This is a genomic window from Yoonia sp. 208BN28-4 (assembly GCF_037543925.1).
Classification (GTDB): domain Bacteria; phylum Pseudomonadota; class Alphaproteobacteria; order Rhodobacterales; family Rhodobacteraceae; genus Yoonia.
Map to the genome: position 1 here is coordinate 714,910 of NZ_JBBIFY010000002.1, position 13,431 is coordinate 728,340.

Annotated in this window: 14 protein-coding genes; 8 read left to right on the plus strand and 6 right to left on the minus strand. The window is 58.9% G+C overall.

Features of this window, described 5'->3' with window-relative positions:
* Positions 1–4: 4 nt before the first annotated feature.
* From fabZ to lpxB, 4 genes are read left to right on the plus strand one after another with little or no spacing between them, the layout of a single operon-like run.
* Positions 5–472 carry a 3-hydroxyacyl-ACP dehydratase FabZ gene (fabZ, locus tag V8J84_RS09780; protein WP_339930524.1) on the plus strand — a complete coding sequence of 156 codons (468 nt, stop codon included), beginning with the start codon at positions 5–7 and terminating at the stop codon, positions 470–472.
* Positions 469–1,251: an acyl-ACP--UDP-N-acetylglucosamine O-acyltransferase gene (gene lpxA / locus V8J84_RS09785; RefSeq protein ID WP_339930526.1), complete on the plus strand. Its 783-nt coding sequence runs from the start codon at positions 469–471 to the stop codon at positions 1,249–1,251. The genes fabZ and lpxA overlap by 4 nt, the downstream gene beginning before the upstream one ends.
* Positions 1,251–2,147, plus strand: coding sequence for an LpxI family protein (locus V8J84_RS09790; RefSeq protein WP_339930528.1), 897 nt, complete (start codon positions 1,251–1,253; stop codon positions 2,145–2,147). The genes lpxA and V8J84_RS09790 overlap by 1 nt, the downstream gene beginning before the upstream one ends.
* Positions 2,144–3,334 carry a lipid-A-disaccharide synthase gene (gene lpxB / locus V8J84_RS09795; protein ID WP_339930530.1) on the plus strand — a complete coding sequence of 397 codons (1,191 nt, stop codon included), beginning with the start codon at positions 2,144–2,146 and terminating at the stop codon, positions 3,332–3,334. The genes V8J84_RS09790 and lpxB overlap by 4 nt, the downstream gene beginning before the upstream one ends.
* Here lpxB and V8J84_RS09800 read toward each other — a convergent pair.
* The 3 genes from V8J84_RS09800 to V8J84_RS09810 form a co-directional block, all read right to left on the minus strand.
* Complete coding sequence (locus V8J84_RS09800; protein WP_339930532.1) at positions 3,251–4,168, minus strand: DMT family transporter; 918 nt, start codon at positions 4,166–4,168, stop codon at positions 3,251–3,253. The two genes, lpxB and V8J84_RS09800, sit on opposite strands and share 84 nt — an antisense overlap.
* A gap of 122 nt (positions 4,169–4,290) precedes the next feature.
* The gene (locus V8J84_RS09805) at positions 4,291–5,511 is read right to left on the minus strand and encodes an outer membrane protein transport protein (protein WP_339930534.1); all 1,221 of its coding nucleotides are present in this window, start codon (positions 5,509–5,511) and stop codon (positions 4,291–4,293) included.
* 119 nt (positions 5,512–5,630) lie between these two features.
* Positions 5,631–6,512 carry a DMT family transporter gene (locus V8J84_RS09810; protein ID WP_339930536.1) on the minus strand — a complete coding sequence of 294 codons (882 nt, stop codon included), beginning with the start codon at positions 6,510–6,512 and terminating at the stop codon, positions 5,631–5,633.
* A 63-nt stretch (positions 6,513–6,575) separates the two neighbouring features.
* Between V8J84_RS09810 and V8J84_RS09815 the strand changes: the two genes are divergently transcribed.
* Entirely contained in the window at positions 6,576–7,193 is a 618-nt protein-coding gene (locus V8J84_RS09815; protein WP_339930538.1) for a neutral zinc metallopeptidase, read from the plus strand.
* A gap of 21 nt (positions 7,194–7,214) precedes the next feature.
* On the opposite strand, the gene guaA is transcribed toward V8J84_RS09815, so the two are convergent.
* Positions 7,215–8,774 (minus strand): glutamine-hydrolyzing GMP synthase, encoded by a 1,560-nt coding sequence (gene guaA / locus V8J84_RS09820; protein ID WP_339930540.1) that lies wholly within the window; start codon positions 8,772–8,774, stop codon positions 7,215–7,217.
* A 138-nt stretch (positions 8,775–8,912) separates the two neighbouring features.
* Here guaA and V8J84_RS09825 point away from each other — a divergent pair, with 138 nt between their 5' ends.
* On the plus strand, positions 8,913–10,463 hold the full coding sequence (locus V8J84_RS09825; protein WP_339930542.1) for a trimethylamine methyltransferase family protein: 1,551 nt from the start codon (positions 8,913–8,915) through the stop codon (positions 10,461–10,463).
* Here V8J84_RS09825 and V8J84_RS09830 read toward each other — a convergent pair.
* Positions 10,456–10,761, minus strand: coding sequence for a DUF6477 family protein (locus V8J84_RS09830; protein ID WP_339930544.1), 306 nt, complete (start codon positions 10,759–10,761; stop codon positions 10,456–10,458). The genes V8J84_RS09825 and V8J84_RS09830 overlap by 8 nt on opposite strands.
* A 257-nt stretch (positions 10,762–11,018) precedes the next feature.
* Here V8J84_RS09830 and V8J84_RS09835 point away from each other — a divergent pair, with 257 nt between their 5' ends.
* Positions 11,019–12,125 carry a DUF6456 domain-containing protein gene (locus V8J84_RS09835; protein ID WP_445285965.1) on the plus strand — a complete coding sequence of 369 codons (1,107 nt, stop codon included), beginning with the start codon at positions 11,019–11,021 and terminating at the stop codon, positions 12,123–12,125.
* 109 nt (positions 12,126–12,234) lie between these two features.
* Positions 12,235–13,194 carry a lipoyl synthase gene (gene lipA / locus V8J84_RS09840; RefSeq protein ID WP_339930548.1) on the plus strand — a complete coding sequence of 320 codons (960 nt, stop codon included), beginning with the start codon at positions 12,235–12,237 and terminating at the stop codon, positions 13,192–13,194.
* Positions 13,195–13,198: 4 nt separating this feature from the next.
* Here lipA and V8J84_RS09845 read toward each other — a convergent pair whose 3' ends face one another.
* Entirely contained in the window at positions 13,199–13,381 is a 183-nt protein-coding gene (locus V8J84_RS09845; protein ID WP_339930550.1) for a hypothetical protein, read from the minus strand.
* Positions 13,382–13,431 lie beyond the last annotated feature (50 nt).

Here is a 13,431-nt window from a genome sequence, read left to right on the forward strand (position 1 = left end):
TGACATGACCGACACCGCAACGCCGACAACGGCTGATATCGATCTGATCCAGCGGATTTTGCCGCACCGCTATCCGTTTTTGCTGGTGGACCGCGTGCGCGACATCGACGGGATCAAATCTGCGGTTGGCATTAAAAACGTCACGATGAACGAACCGCATTTCCAGGGCCACTTTCCCGGTAATCCGGTGATGCCCGGCGTCACAATCGTTGAGGCGATGGCCCAAACAGCTGCCGTCATGGTGGGCACAAGTCTGGGCCTGACTGACGGTAATCTTGGCGTCTATTTCATGGCGATTGATGGCTGCAAATTCCGCAAGATGGTCACCCCGGGTGATCAGCTTTTGATGCATCTGGAAACAACGCGCGGTAAGCCCGGTGGTAAGGTCTGGAAGTTTAAAGGCGTGGCGATGGTGGATGGCGAAATGGCCGCCGAGGCCGAATTTACCGCCATGATGGAGCTGCCAAAGTGAGCGACATCCACCCGTCCGCCGTTATCGCGCCAGAGGCGGTGATCGGTGCCGGTTGCAAAATCGGCCCTTTCTGCGTCATCGGGCCAGAGGTGGTGCTGGCCGATGGTGTCACGTTGAAAAGCCATGTGGTGATCGACGGTGATACGCATATTGGCACCGACACAGTGGTGTTCTCTTTTGCTGTGCTGGGTGAAATTCCGCAGGATTTGAAATTCAGCGGCGAAAAGACCCGTCTACGGATCGGTGCGCGGAACCGCATCCGCGAACATGTGACCGTCAACACCGGCACCGAAGGCGGTGGTGGTGAAACCCGCATCGGCGACGATTGTCTGCTGATGGCGGGCTGTCACGTGGCCCATGATGCGGTGATCGCCAATCGCGTTGTAATCGTAAATTCCACGGCGATTGCCGGGCATTGCGTGATCGAGGATGATGTTATCGTGGGCGGGCTTTGCGGTGTGCACCAGTTTGTGCGGATCGGCAAAGGCGCTATCATCGGGGCGTTGTCGATGGTGACACACGACGTGATCCCGCATGGTCTTGTTATGGGTCCACGTGGTGAACTGGATGGGCTGAACCTAGTTGGTCTCAAGCGCAAGGGTGTGAGCCGGGCCGATATTACCGCGCTGCGGGCCGGATTTCAGGCGTTGCGCGATGGTGAGGGCACGTTCCACGACCGCGCCGAGCGTCTGAAAAGCGAAAGCGACAGCGCCTACGTGCAGCAAATGGTGGCCTTTATTATTGGTGACAGCGACCGCGGTTACCTGACGCCCAAGTGATGCTTGCGCTGGTCGCAGGCACCGGTGGGCTTCCTGCGGCTTTGGTCGCGCGCTTGCCTGAAAAGCCTTATATCTGCGCCCTTGATGGACATGCACCTGATTTGTCCGTTGATCTGTCATTCAGGATCGAACATCTGGGCACGACGCTTGATATTTTGCGGCGTGTCGGGGTGACGCGGGTGTGTTTTGCGGGGGCTGTCAGACGTCCTGACGTTGATCCTCGTGCAGTTGATGCGGCCACTGCACCGCTTGTGCCGCGCATTGCGCAGGCGATTGCGCAGGGTGACGATGGCGCGTTACGGATCATCATCGCGATCTTTGAAGAACGCGGGATCAAGGTGGTTGCCGCCCATGACATTGCGCCTGATCTGATCCCGCAGGCTGGCGTGCTGACACGGGCCAAACCGCAGGCATGGCACGAGGCCGATGCGCGTGCGGGGGCGGCTTGTGTCGCGCAGATCGGGGCGGCAGATCAGGGGCAAGCCTGCATCGTGCGCGTGGGCCGCGTGGAGGCAACCGAAGACGCCGCTGGCACCGAGGCCATGATTGCGCAGTTTTACGAACCCTATGCGCGGCGTGATGTGATCGACCCGCTTGGCTATGCGATGGATGTGGCAGGTGACGCCTTGGATGCCGTCAGCGATTGGTTGAGCGGCACGGAAGAACCGCCGCTGACCGCAGATGATGGCATCCTTTATAAAGCGCCAAAGCCTGGTCAGGACCGTCGTGCCGATCTGCCATTGATTGGGCCCGACACCGTCATGCAGGCGGCCGAGGCTGGACTTGCTGGTATTGTCATTGCGGCTGGCGGTGTGATGGTGCTCGACCAGCCGACGGTGATCGAGATGCTGGATGCGCAAGGCATGTTCCTGTGGGTGCGCGAGGATGGATCGTGAAGGTCTTTATCATCGCGGGCGAGCAGTCAGGCGATAAACTGGGCGGCGCACTTATGGCTGGTCTGAAATCGCTGCGCCCCGACATGACGTTCGACGGGGTTGGTGGGCCGTTAATGCAGGCCGAAGGATTCGTGAGCCGCTTTCCGATGGACGAGTTGAGCGTGATGGGACTGGCAGAAATTCTGCCGAAATATCGTGCTCTGAAGGCGCGGATCAGGCAAATGGCCGATGCGATCATCTCCAACCCGCCCGATTTGTTGATCACAATCGATAGTCCCGATTTCTGCCTGCGCGTGGCCAAGCTGGTGAAGGCCGCAACGTCCGTGCGCACGGTGCACTATGTTGCACCAACCGTTTGGGCATGGCGGCCCGGACGGGCTGCAAAGATGGCGCGGCATATTGATCATGTGTTGGCGCTTTTTCCGTTTGAGCCGCCGTTGATGCGTGCCGCTGGCATGGCCTGCGATTTTGTCGGGCATCCGGTGGTCGCGGAACCGGTGGCGAGTGCAGACGACGCGGCTGCTTTTCGCCAGACGTACAATATCGGTGAGGGGCCGTTGATCCTTGCCTTGCCAGGGTCGCGGCGGGGCGAAGTATCGCGACTGGCAGAGCGGTTTGGCGCGGCATTGGGGCAGGTGGCCCAGCAGTATCCGACAGCGCCTGTCGTCGTGCCTTGCGCGGCACCGGTGGCCGCATTGGTGCGCGAATTGACGTCCACATGGCCGGTTCGCCCGATCTTGCTTGATCCCACGGCAGGCAGCACATCTGCGGAAAAACGTGCCGCCTTCAAGGCTGCTGATGTGGCACTGGCCGCGTCCGGCACGGTGTCGCTTGAACTTGCTGCCCATGCCACGCCCATGGTGATCGCTTACGATATGGCACCGATCAGCCGCTTCATCATCTCACGTATGCTGCGGGTGGACACGGTGACACTGGTCAATCTGGTCAGCGAAACGCGCACCATCCCCGAATATATCGGCAAGGCCTGCGAAAGTGCTGCGATTGCCGACGGTCTGCTTGGCGTTCTGGCCGATCCGACAGCGCAGCTTGCCGCGATGTCTACCACGATGGATAGGCTGGGGCGCGGCGGCGAGGCTCCGGGGCTACGCGCGGCGCGGGCTGTTCTTGCGAGCTATGAGGCGGCCATCAAGGATCACCAGACCAACGGCCAGAATGCCAAAGCCTAGATAGGCGCGCAGCGGCAGGTCCTCGTTCAGGACAATCGCACCCAGAACAATCGCGACAGGCGCTACAAGAAGTGTGCACAGCATCAGGTTCCCGCTGCCCGCCATGGCGAGCACCCGATAATACAGCAGATAGGCTACAGCGGTGGCGATCATTGCGTAATAGGCGATTGCGATCCACGTTTGCGGCTGGAGGTCAAAACGGAACGGGCCTTCGATCAGGTAAGCGGCGGGGATCATCACAAGGCTTGATCCGGTCAACATGCCCGCTGCGGCGACCTGGGGCGTGAGGCCGCGCAACATGTGCCGCGCCCAAACACCAGCCAGGGCATAGCTGATAGTGCCGCCGATAACTGCCAGCTGGCCCAGTGACCGCAGGTCAAAGGATGTCAGCGCCGACAGGCCCACGGCAGTGGCGACGCCCAGAAACCCGATTGCGGTGCCTACAGCCTTGCGCAAGGTCAGTCGCTCATCGGCAAAGAAAATCGCTGCGGCAATGACGCCAAAAACTGCCGTGGCTGCGTTCAGAATGGAGGTCAGTCCTGTCTCGATATGCAACTGACCCCATGCCATCAGGCTGAAGGGGATCACGTTATTCAGGATCCCCATGACAAGAAATGCAGCCCAGATGCGTGGCGCGCGTGGCACCGACAGACGGCGCAGCGCGATATAGGTCCACAAAACCAGCATCGCCCATCCGACCCGGTGCGCCACCGTGGTCAGCGGTCCGATTTCGTTCAGTGCAATCCGGATGGACAGAAACGATGCGCCCCAGATGAGCGACAGAAGGATCAATTCGCCCCAAGCGCGGCTGGACATGGTCATTTGCGGTGTCATGCGGGCACTTGACGCCGCAGCAGGGCGATGCGCAACCCGTTTCCTGCGCATCACCCTGAGATTGCGCACAAAAAACCCCGCCACATGGGACGGGGTTTTTCGATCAATTTATGTGGCGAGCTTTAGAAGCTGTAACCGATGCTGATGCCAACGCCGATTGCAGAGTTATCTGCAAATTCGGTGCCGCTATCGTCGGTTGCGTCGCCCAGCATGACGTATTCAACGCCAGCTGTGACTTCGATGTCGTCAAAGCTGTATGTGCCGCCGATACCGATCGCAGTGGAGCCGTCGGTTGGTGCCAGACGCGATGCAGGATCGCCGTTGGATGCTTCGTATGTGACGCGTGCAAAGCCGGACAGTTCGTCAGTGAACTGACGGCCAACGCCCAGACGGTATGTGAACGTGTCGTTGTCGATACCTGTGACGCGCTGGCCGCGTGTCAGGGCCTCGTAGCCAGCCGGACGTACTTCCCAGACAGACCATTCGGACCATTTGATCGAGCCGAAAACGAGTGTGTTGGCGGCAACGCCGGACTGAAAATCAAGCGTGACCGACTGCGGCATCTCGATTTCGGTCGTGCTGTCACCGGATGTTGCTGGCGATGCCAGAACGGTTTCGGTGGTGTCGAACGAATGTGTGTAGCCGCTTTCGTATGTCAACGCGACGCGCAGGGCGATCTCTGGCATCTCGTAAGCTGCACCGGCAATGTAGGACGTCTGACGATCTGCACGGGCCTTGGCGTCATATGCGAAAGCACCGGCAGGGGCACCAACAACACCAGCCAGCGCACCGTTGGCCTGTGCGATTGCAGTCGGGTTGCCGCTTGCTGTGGCGGCTGCAACAGCAGCTTGTGCACCGCGGGCCAGACCACCACGCACCAGCGTGTCAGGAATTGCGATTGTTGCGTTGGATTCGATGCTGCGCACACCACCGTAAACCGAGATATTCGGCGTCGCCTGATACTTCAGCACAAGGGCAACCTGATTGCTGTCCCACTGCGCGCCCAGACCGGAATACGGACCATCGGGGTAAAGTGCGTTTGCGCCAAACGGCTGGTTGAGGAACAGTGCAATGTCCAGATCAGGTGTGATGCCGTACTTCAGCGATGCACCGATTGACGAATAGTCTTCGCTCATCGTGCCAGTGGACGTGCCTGCGAACGGGCCAAATACTGCACCATAGTCGCCAGAGACGCTTGGGCGGACTGTCGAATACGACAGCTTGGCATAGTTGCCGTCTTCGAAAAGCACGGAGTAATCGTTGTTGCCGCGCTCAATACCTGCGGCGCTGGCGGCGGTTGTTGTCAGCAAAAGTGCTGCAACCGCTGATGTCGTTTTTTTCATGTCCTCATCCCTGTCATGAATTCGTTCCCTGTCAGGCACCGTAGGGAGCGTGGGGAGATTCGGTCAATTATTGACGCCACGTCATAGATTTATGACCCTACGCGAGTCACAAATGTGCACTAGTCCGGCTTGGCCCGTGAGGCCGACAGGATATTGAGGTAATTGGCTGCAAAAATCAGTGCGCCGCCGATAAACACAAAAATATCAAGCGCTTCGCTGTAAAGAAGCATGCCGATCACCGCAATGACGGGCAGGCGCGCAAAGTCGATGGGCATCACAACACTTGCTGGCGCGATGGACAGGGCCGTGGTCAGGCAGAAGTGCGCGGTCAGTCCGGCCAACCCGATAATGATGACAAACGGCAGCTTGTCGGCAGAGGGCAGGGTGATGTCTCCGTCGATGCCTGCGCAGACCAGCCCGAACACCGCCTGAAAGCAGGTGAGATAGACCATGATCGTTGTAATCGATTCGCTGCGGGTCAATTGGCGTGTGAAGATCGCCGTCAGCGCAAAGGCAAATGCAGCACCTGCGGCCGCAAATACGCCCGCCGACAGCGGCGCCATGCCCGGACGTGTAACAATCAGAACGCCGATAAAGCCTGCGATGGCGCAAAAAGCTTTCACGCGGGTCAGTTTCTCGCCCAGAAATAGCGGTGACAGGATCACGACCCAAATAGGCGAGGTCAGTTCTAACGCGAAAACCTGCGCCAGTGGCAGCACCGTAATGGCGTAGAACCACAGGTTTTGTCCTGTGAAGTGGGCCACGTTGCGCACACCGTGCAGTCGCCACTTTGCGGTGCTGACCTGACGAAGCGTGCCGGCCCAACCGCCCACGATTAGCACAACGATGATCCCTGTCAGGCTGCGGTAAAGCATGATCTCGAACGTATCGAGCTGGTCGCTGACCGCGCGACCCGCGACGGTCATACTGGTAAAGGCCACAATTGCGCCCAGCATCCAGAAAGCCGCCGTGATGACAGGAGAGCGAGGTTGCGCGGGCATCAGTGTTGAACCATGGTCAAAGGTGAATGGCGGCAGGAATGACCGCGACAGAAAGGTTTTGCAATGCGTTGGCTGGTTTTATGTGCGGCTGCTTTCACCGGTGGCGCTGCGGGTGCGGAAACGGGTGATCCGCTGATCGCGGCGGCGCGGGCCAGTTACGACACGATGCCAAACGTGCAGCTTGTGGCGCAGATCGCCGGAAATTGCGGCGCAAACGCCGACGTGAATGATGATGTGGCGTATTGCACGTCAAACAACACGATTTACCTGACCCGCGATGCTGCTGGAAAGCCCTACGGTTTTTATCTTATCGCTCATGGTCTTGGCCACGCGGTGCAAGTGCAGCACGGCATGGCCGATTTCGCGCTGTCGCAGGTGCGGTCGCGGCCGCAAGACGAGGCAGCACTGCGTGGAATGGTCGAACGACAGGTCGATTGTCTGGCCGGTTTTCTGATGGCGCGGGCGGGAATGCAGCAAGGCAGCCCCGCGCAATGGTTTGACGCTGATCCGTTTGCCGATGCGCACTGGGGCCGCAACCCGCTGTCGGTGGGGCCAGTGATCTCGATTGATCTGGCTGCGCGCGATGAGTGGTTCAACGTGGGCCAGCGCGCGTCAACGCCTGCGGCCTGTGCCGTCGGGGAACTGCCGGTTGCCCCGTTGATGGACGATTACAAAGGGTGAGGAGTGCGCGCTAAGCGCCTGTTATTCCCACTCAATCGTGCCCGGAGGCTTGCTGGTGATGTCATAGGTCACGCGGTTTATGCCCTGCACCTCGTTGATGATGCGGGTCGCGGTTTCGCCCAGAAATTCGTGGCTGAACGGATAGTAATCCGCGGTCATGCCATCCACGGATGTGACAGCCCGCAGCGCACAGGCAAAATCATACGTGCGCCCGTCACCCATCACACCGACGGTGCGCACAGGCAGGATGGCTACGAAGGCCTGCCAGATGTCATCATACAAACCGTGCTTACGGATCTGGTCGATATAAACTGCATCGGCCTTGCGCAAAATCTCCAGCTTTTCGCGGGTGATCTCACCGGGGCAGCGGATCGCGAGGCCCGGTCCAGGGAATGGGTGGCGGCCAATGAACGATGCAGGCAGGCCCAATTCGCGGCCCAGTGCGCGGACCTCATCCTTGAACAACTCGCGCAGTGGCTCGACCAGTTTCAGGCCCATCTTTTCAGGCAGACCACCGACATTGTGGTGGCTTTTGATGGTGACCGAAGGACCGCCCGAGAAGGACACAGATTCGATCACGTCAGGATAGAGCGTGCCTTGGGCGAGGAATTCAGCGCCCTCGATCTCGTTTGCGTATTTCTGGAACACGTCGATGAACAGCTTACCGATGATCTTGCGCTTGGTTTCGGGGTCGGACTGGCCCTCCAACTCGCCCAAGAACAATTCACGTTCATCAGCGTGAATCACCTGCAGGTTCATATTGTCGCGGAACATGGTCACGACCTCTTCGGCCTCGTTCATGCGCAGCAGACCGTGATCGACGAACACGCAGGTCAACTGGTCGCCAATCGCCTCGTGGATCAACGCAGCGGCGACGGACGAATCGACGCCGCCGGATAGACCGCAGATGACCTTTTTGTCGCCAACCTGTTCGCGGATCGCGGCAATCGCCTGTTCGCGGTAGGCGCCCATCGTCCAGTCACCTGAAAAGCCCGCGATGCGCACGAAGTTTTCATACAGCTTCGCGCCATTTGGCGTGTGGTGCACCTCGGGGTGGAATTGCACCGCATAGAAGTTGCGGGCGACGTCCGCCGTCACGGCAAACGGCGCATTAGGCGACGTGCCATAAACCGCAAAACCCGGAGCGATTTCAGAGACATGGTCGCCGTGGCTCATCCAGACCTGTTCACGGTCGGTCAGGAACCAGCCGTCCAGCAGCGACAGCTTGTCTTGTGGCGTCACATAGGCGCGGCCAAATTCGGCTGTGCCTTCGCCGCTGACAACCTTGCCGCCCAGCTGTGTCATCATCGTTTGCTGGCCGTAGCAGATGCCAAGCACAGGCACGCCCATGTCAAACACGCTTTGCGGCGCGCGCGGTGATCCGTCGCGTGTCACACTGTCGGGACCGCCTGACAGGATCACGGCTTTGGGTGCAAAATCAGCCAAAAACGCATCATCCACGTTCTGGTACGGGTGGATTTCGCAATAGACCGACAGTTCGCGCAGGCGGCGGGCGATCAGCTGTGTAACCTGACTGCCAAAATCGATGATCAGCAGCCGTTCATGAGACATATTTTCCATGGCGCTTCGTTACGCGCAGGTCGCGGCTCGCGCAAGTGAGCCGATGTCGCTTTTGCGTCCCAGAGGGCGCAAATTCCGCACAACATAGCCGTGCACACAGCTATCTATCGCGCAAAGCATCGAATGAGGGGTAGCATCATGTCCGACGTCGCAGCACCAGCAGGCCGCAGATCACGGGGTGGAGGCGGAGCCGCGCGGCGTGCAGCGCGCACGGCTGTCAGCGTTGAGACGGCGAAATACATTGAGCGCAATATCCCCAACTACGAAGTGCTGGACGATGCAGCCCTTGAAGTGATCGAGCGTAACGCAGAAACCGTTCTGGCCGAGATTGGCGTGAATTTTGTCGAATGTCCCGAAGCGCTGGAGCGGTGGAAGTCTGTCGGCGCTGAAGTTGATGGAGAGCGCGTGCGCATTCCGCGTGGTCTGGCGCGTAAGCTGTGCAGCACGGCTCCTGCGACGTTCACGCAGCACGCCCGCAACCCCGCACGTTCGGTCGAGATTGGCGGCAAGAACCTTGTGCTGGCCCCGGTCTATGGTCCGCCATTTGTGCGTGATGCTGTGGGTGGCCGCCGTTATGCCACGATTGCTGATTTCGAAAAATTCGTGAAGCTGGGCTACATGTCCAAGTGGCTGCACCATTCGGGCGGCACCGTCTGCGAACCCACCGATGTGCCCGTGAACAAGCGCCACCTCGATATGCTGCTGGCGCATATGATCTATTCCGACAAGCCGTTCATGGGGTCGGTAACAGAACCGTCGCGCGCCCAAGACAGCGTTGATATGTGCAAAATCCTGTTCGGTGACGACTTTGTCGACCAGAACACGGTGATGACGTCACTGATTAACATCAATAGCCCGCTGACGTTTGACAGCATCATGATGGGCGCGTTGGAAGTGTTTGCGAAAAACAATCAGGCCAGCATCATCAGCCCCTTCATCGTGGGCGGCGCGATGGCGCCCGTGTCCGTGGCGGGCACGCTGACGCAGGTGTTTGCGGAAGTGTTGGCTGGCATTGCCTATTCCCAGATCATCCGCCCCGGTGCGCCTGTCATCATGGGCACGTTCGTGACGTCAATCGATATGAACTCTGGCGCGCCGACCTTTGGCACGCCCGAAGCTGCACATATCACCTATGGCGCGGGTCAACTTGCGCGGCGCTTGGGCGTGCCGTACCGCTCTGCCGGATCGTTCTGCGGCTCCAAACTGCCCGATGCGCAGGCGGCTTATGAAACGGCGAACAGCCTGCAAATGGGCCTTCTGTCTGGCGTAAACTTCATGCTGCACTCCTGCGGTTGGCTTGAAGGTGGCCTCGTTGCGTCGTTTGAAAAGTTTGTGATGGACGCCGACCAGCTTGGCACGTTGCACCATTTCGCCAAAGGCGTGGATATGTCCGAAGACATGCAAGCCATGGGCGCGATCGAAGAGGTGGGGCCGGGTGGCCACTATCTTGGGTGCGAACACACGCAGGCCAATTTCAAAACCGCGTTCTGGCGTTCTGATCTGTTTGACTACAAGCCATTCGAGACATGGGACGAAGAGGGCGCGCGCGACACACAGGCGCTTGCGTCCCTTCGCGTTCAAAAGATGCTTGATACCTACCAGCAACCCGCCCTTGATCCCGAGATCGAGGCAAAGCTGCGGGCATTTGTGGCCGACAAGAAACAGGCAATGCCCGATTCCTTTATGTAATCGGGGTGACATTTGCGGTCATGGCGCGGAGCAGTTGTGCTTCGCCCATGATCGCCACCAGCACATTTACATGCTCTGAGATAAGATAACTGCCGTCGTCAGCGACGCGCAGATCGTTGTGTTCGCGCTCGATCTCCATCAGTCGCAGGAGCGCCGGACCTGAGTGGCAGATAGATTCGCTTTTGAGAACGCGGCGCAGGTGCCGGTCGCGTTGATAGTCGTCTATTCCAAATCGCGCCGCGCGTACCAACAGCTTGGGGCGTTTGAGGGTGGCAACTTGGCTAAGAAGATCGAGCATGGTCTGGCCTTTCAGTTTTTCAACATTTGGTGGTCTGCCCAAAGTGTTAGCCGCAGCCCGCGGGGTGTTGCGCAAATGGCGTTTTGTGCGTTCGCACCCTGTGTCAGAAATTTACCTTTTCGAAACAAAGCTGGTTTTGCGCCGTCATTGTTAACCATTGGGTAACGAATACATCTCTAGGTTGCATAGCTGTGACGCCTGTCTGGGGCAGGTGTCATCGGGCTGTGGGGGCCTGAATGAAACAGGGGGAACGACAAATGGATTTAGCCAATCCTATACGGAGGCCCGATTGGCCTGCGTGGGTGCCTTTGGCGGCACGACATTATCTTGCGCATACCGAAAGCGGGTTATCGATCAGGGCGCTGGCACGACAGGTGTCGTGTCATCCTTCGACGATCCTGCGACAGGTGCGCCGTCTGGAAGGACTGCGCGATGACCCACTGATCGATGATGCGCTAAGGCAGCTTGCAAACTTGCCTGTGAAAACCGCCAAAAAGGACCATTCTGCAATGACTTACGAAATGCGCCACGCCGCCGTACCTGCCGACGAAATACTGACACAAGACCGGATCGACAAAGAAGCCAAACGCGTGCTGCGCCGTTTGTGCGAACCGCGGGCCGTTTTGGCTGTGGCCATGGAAATGGAAACAGCGGTTGTTGTCCGTGAGGCCGATGACGGTACATCCCTGCGCACCGCTGTCGTAGACCGCGAAATTGCGCAGGCGATGGCGCTTAAGGACTGGATCACCTGTCCCGAACCTGCGGGCCGCATCAACCGGTATTTTATCAATAACGCGGGTCGCGCTGCCTTGCGTCGCCTGACCGCGGACGATGAAAACCGCGCGCAGGGCTTTGCTGACCGGCAAGGCGACATCGGTGCACAGGATCGCGGGTGGGATTTTGCACCCGCTCCCGGTCAGACAACGCGGTCACGCTACCACGTCACAGAAAGCCCGCTGGTGGCTTTGTCGCGCCGAAAGGACAAGGACGGTGAACCGTTCCTGACCAAGCGGCTGGTCAGTGCGGGCGAGCGGCTGCGCGAGGACTTTGAACTTTCGTCACCAGCGATGCGGGCGGTCAAATCATGGGATGCGATGATGGCGCTTCCCGATAGCGCAGGCGATGCCTTGTCGGAAGCCTCCGCGCGGGCCGAGGCACGTGTGCTGGCAGCCTTGCGCGAGCTTGGCCCCGGTCTTGGCGACGTGATGATGCGGTGCTGCTGCCTGCTTGAAGGGCTTGAGGTGACCGAGAAGGCGCTTGGCTGGTCGGCGCGGTCTGGCAAGATCGTGTTGCGGATCGCCTTGCAACGCCTGTCGCGCCATTACGAGGAAACGCAAGGACAGTTTGGTCCGATGATCGGCTAGGGGTGTGGCATGCGGGCGGTTCAACCCCGCTATGCGCGACGTTCGCGCAGTGGACATTGCGTAGGGTAAAGTCTAGATCATTGTGTGAAATCAAGCCGGAAAGCATCCTATGGCCACGCGCGATCTGAAAATCCCTGCCCAGCGTCACCCGGAAAAGCAGCGCCGCCCTGATGCAGCGCAGCCCAAGAAACCCGACTGGATCAGGGTCAAGGCACCCACATCTGACGGCTACAAGCAGACGCGCGATATTATGCGCGAACACAAGCTTGTCACGGTGTGCGAAGAGGCCGGCTGCCCGAATGTCGGTGAATGCTGGAGCCAGGGCCACGCCACCATGATGATCATGGGCGAGGTGTGTACGCGCGCCTGCACATTCTGCAACATCGCGACCGGCAAACCGCCAGAGGCGTTGGACGTGTTCGAGCCGGGCCGCGTTGCGGATGCGGTGAAAAAGCTGGGCCTGAATCATGTTGTGATCACGTCTGTTGATCGTGACGATGTGGAAGACGGCGGTGCCGAACACTTTGCGCAAACCATCCGCGCGGTGCGTCGCCAGTCGCCCGGCACGACAATCGAAATTCTCACGCCGGACTTTATTCGCTGTGATGACAGTGTGTTAAAGGTCGTCGTTGATGCAAAACCCGATGTGTTCAATCACAACCTTGAAACTGTCCCTGGTTTGTATCCTGAAGTGCGTCCCGGTGCGCGGTATTTCCATTCGCTGCGGCTTTTGCAGCGCGTGAAAGAGCTTGATCCGTCGATGTTTACCAAGTCTGGCATCATGGTCGGCTTGGGTGAGGACAAGCAATCGGTCATTCAGGTCATGGAAGACATGCGCGCGGCCGACATCGATTTCCTGACCATTGGCCAGTATTTGCAGCCGACCCCAAAGCACCATGCCGTTGACCGTTTTGTCACCCCCGAAGAATTCGCAGCTTACGAAAAAGCGGCTTATGGCAAGGGCTTCCTGATGGTTTCGGCCACACCACTGACCCGTTCATCCTACCACGCGGGCGATGATTTTGCACAGCTACGCGCGGCGCGTCTGAAAAAGCTGGGTCAGGCCTAAGGCGCTAGAAATTGGGCATCCTGCGGTTCTGGCGCAGGATGTCGTCGTCAAAAAACGGCCCATAGAAATATTCCAACCCGTAAAGCGCCAGACAAAAGGCAATGATGCCGATCACCAGCATCACCATTTTGGCGGATGGCGGGTTTTGCGCCCAGCGCTTGGCGCGCAGCAACCAGAAGAAATTCATGGTGGAATACCTGTCCTCGACAGACTGAAATTGACGGTCTAGCCTTTTGC

Bases quoted from the DNA above. Each gene is read 5' to 3' on its own strand.
- fabZ (WP_339930524.1), top strand. From the start codon at position 5: ATGACCGACACCGCAACGCCGACAACGGCTGATATCGATCTGATCCAG.
- V8J84_RS09790 (WP_339930528.1), top strand. From the start codon at position 1,251: ATGCTTGCGCTGGTCGCAGGCACCGGTGGGCTTCCTGCGGCTTTGGTC.
- V8J84_RS09800 (WP_339930532.1), bottom strand. From the start codon at position 4,168: ATGACACCGCAAATGACCATGTCCAGCCGCGCTTGGGGCGAATTGATC.
- V8J84_RS09805 (WP_339930534.1), bottom strand. From the start codon at position 5,511: ATGAAAAAAACGACATCAGCGGTTGCAGCACTTTTGCTGACAACAACC.
- V8J84_RS09810 (WP_339930536.1), bottom strand. From the start codon at position 6,512: ATGCCCGCGCAACCTCGCTCTCCTGTCATCACGGCGGCTTTCTGGATG.
- V8J84_RS09815 (WP_339930538.1), top strand. From the start codon at position 6,576: ATGCGTTGGCTGGTTTTATGTGCGGCTGCTTTCACCGGTGGCGCTGCG.
- guaA (WP_339930540.1), bottom strand. From the start codon at position 8,774: ATGGAAAATATGTCTCATGAACGGCTGCTGATCATCGATTTTGGCAGT.
- V8J84_RS09825 (WP_339930542.1), top strand. From the start codon at position 8,913: ATGTCCGACGTCGCAGCACCAGCAGGCCGCAGATCACGGGGTGGAGGC.
- V8J84_RS09830 (WP_339930544.1), bottom strand. From the start codon at position 10,761: ATGCTCGATCTTCTTAGCCAAGTTGCCACCCTCAAACGCCCCAAGCTG.
- V8J84_RS09835 (WP_445285965.1), top strand. From the start codon at position 11,019: ATGGATTTAGCCAATCCTATACGGAGGCCCGATTGGCCTGCGTGGGTG.
- lipA (WP_339930548.1), top strand. From the start codon at position 12,235: ATGGCCACGCGCGATCTGAAAATCCCTGCCCAGCGTCACCCGGAAAAG.
- V8J84_RS09845 (WP_339930550.1), bottom strand. From the start codon at position 13,381: ATGAATTTCTTCTGGTTGCTGCGCGCCAAGCGCTGGGCGCAAAACCCG.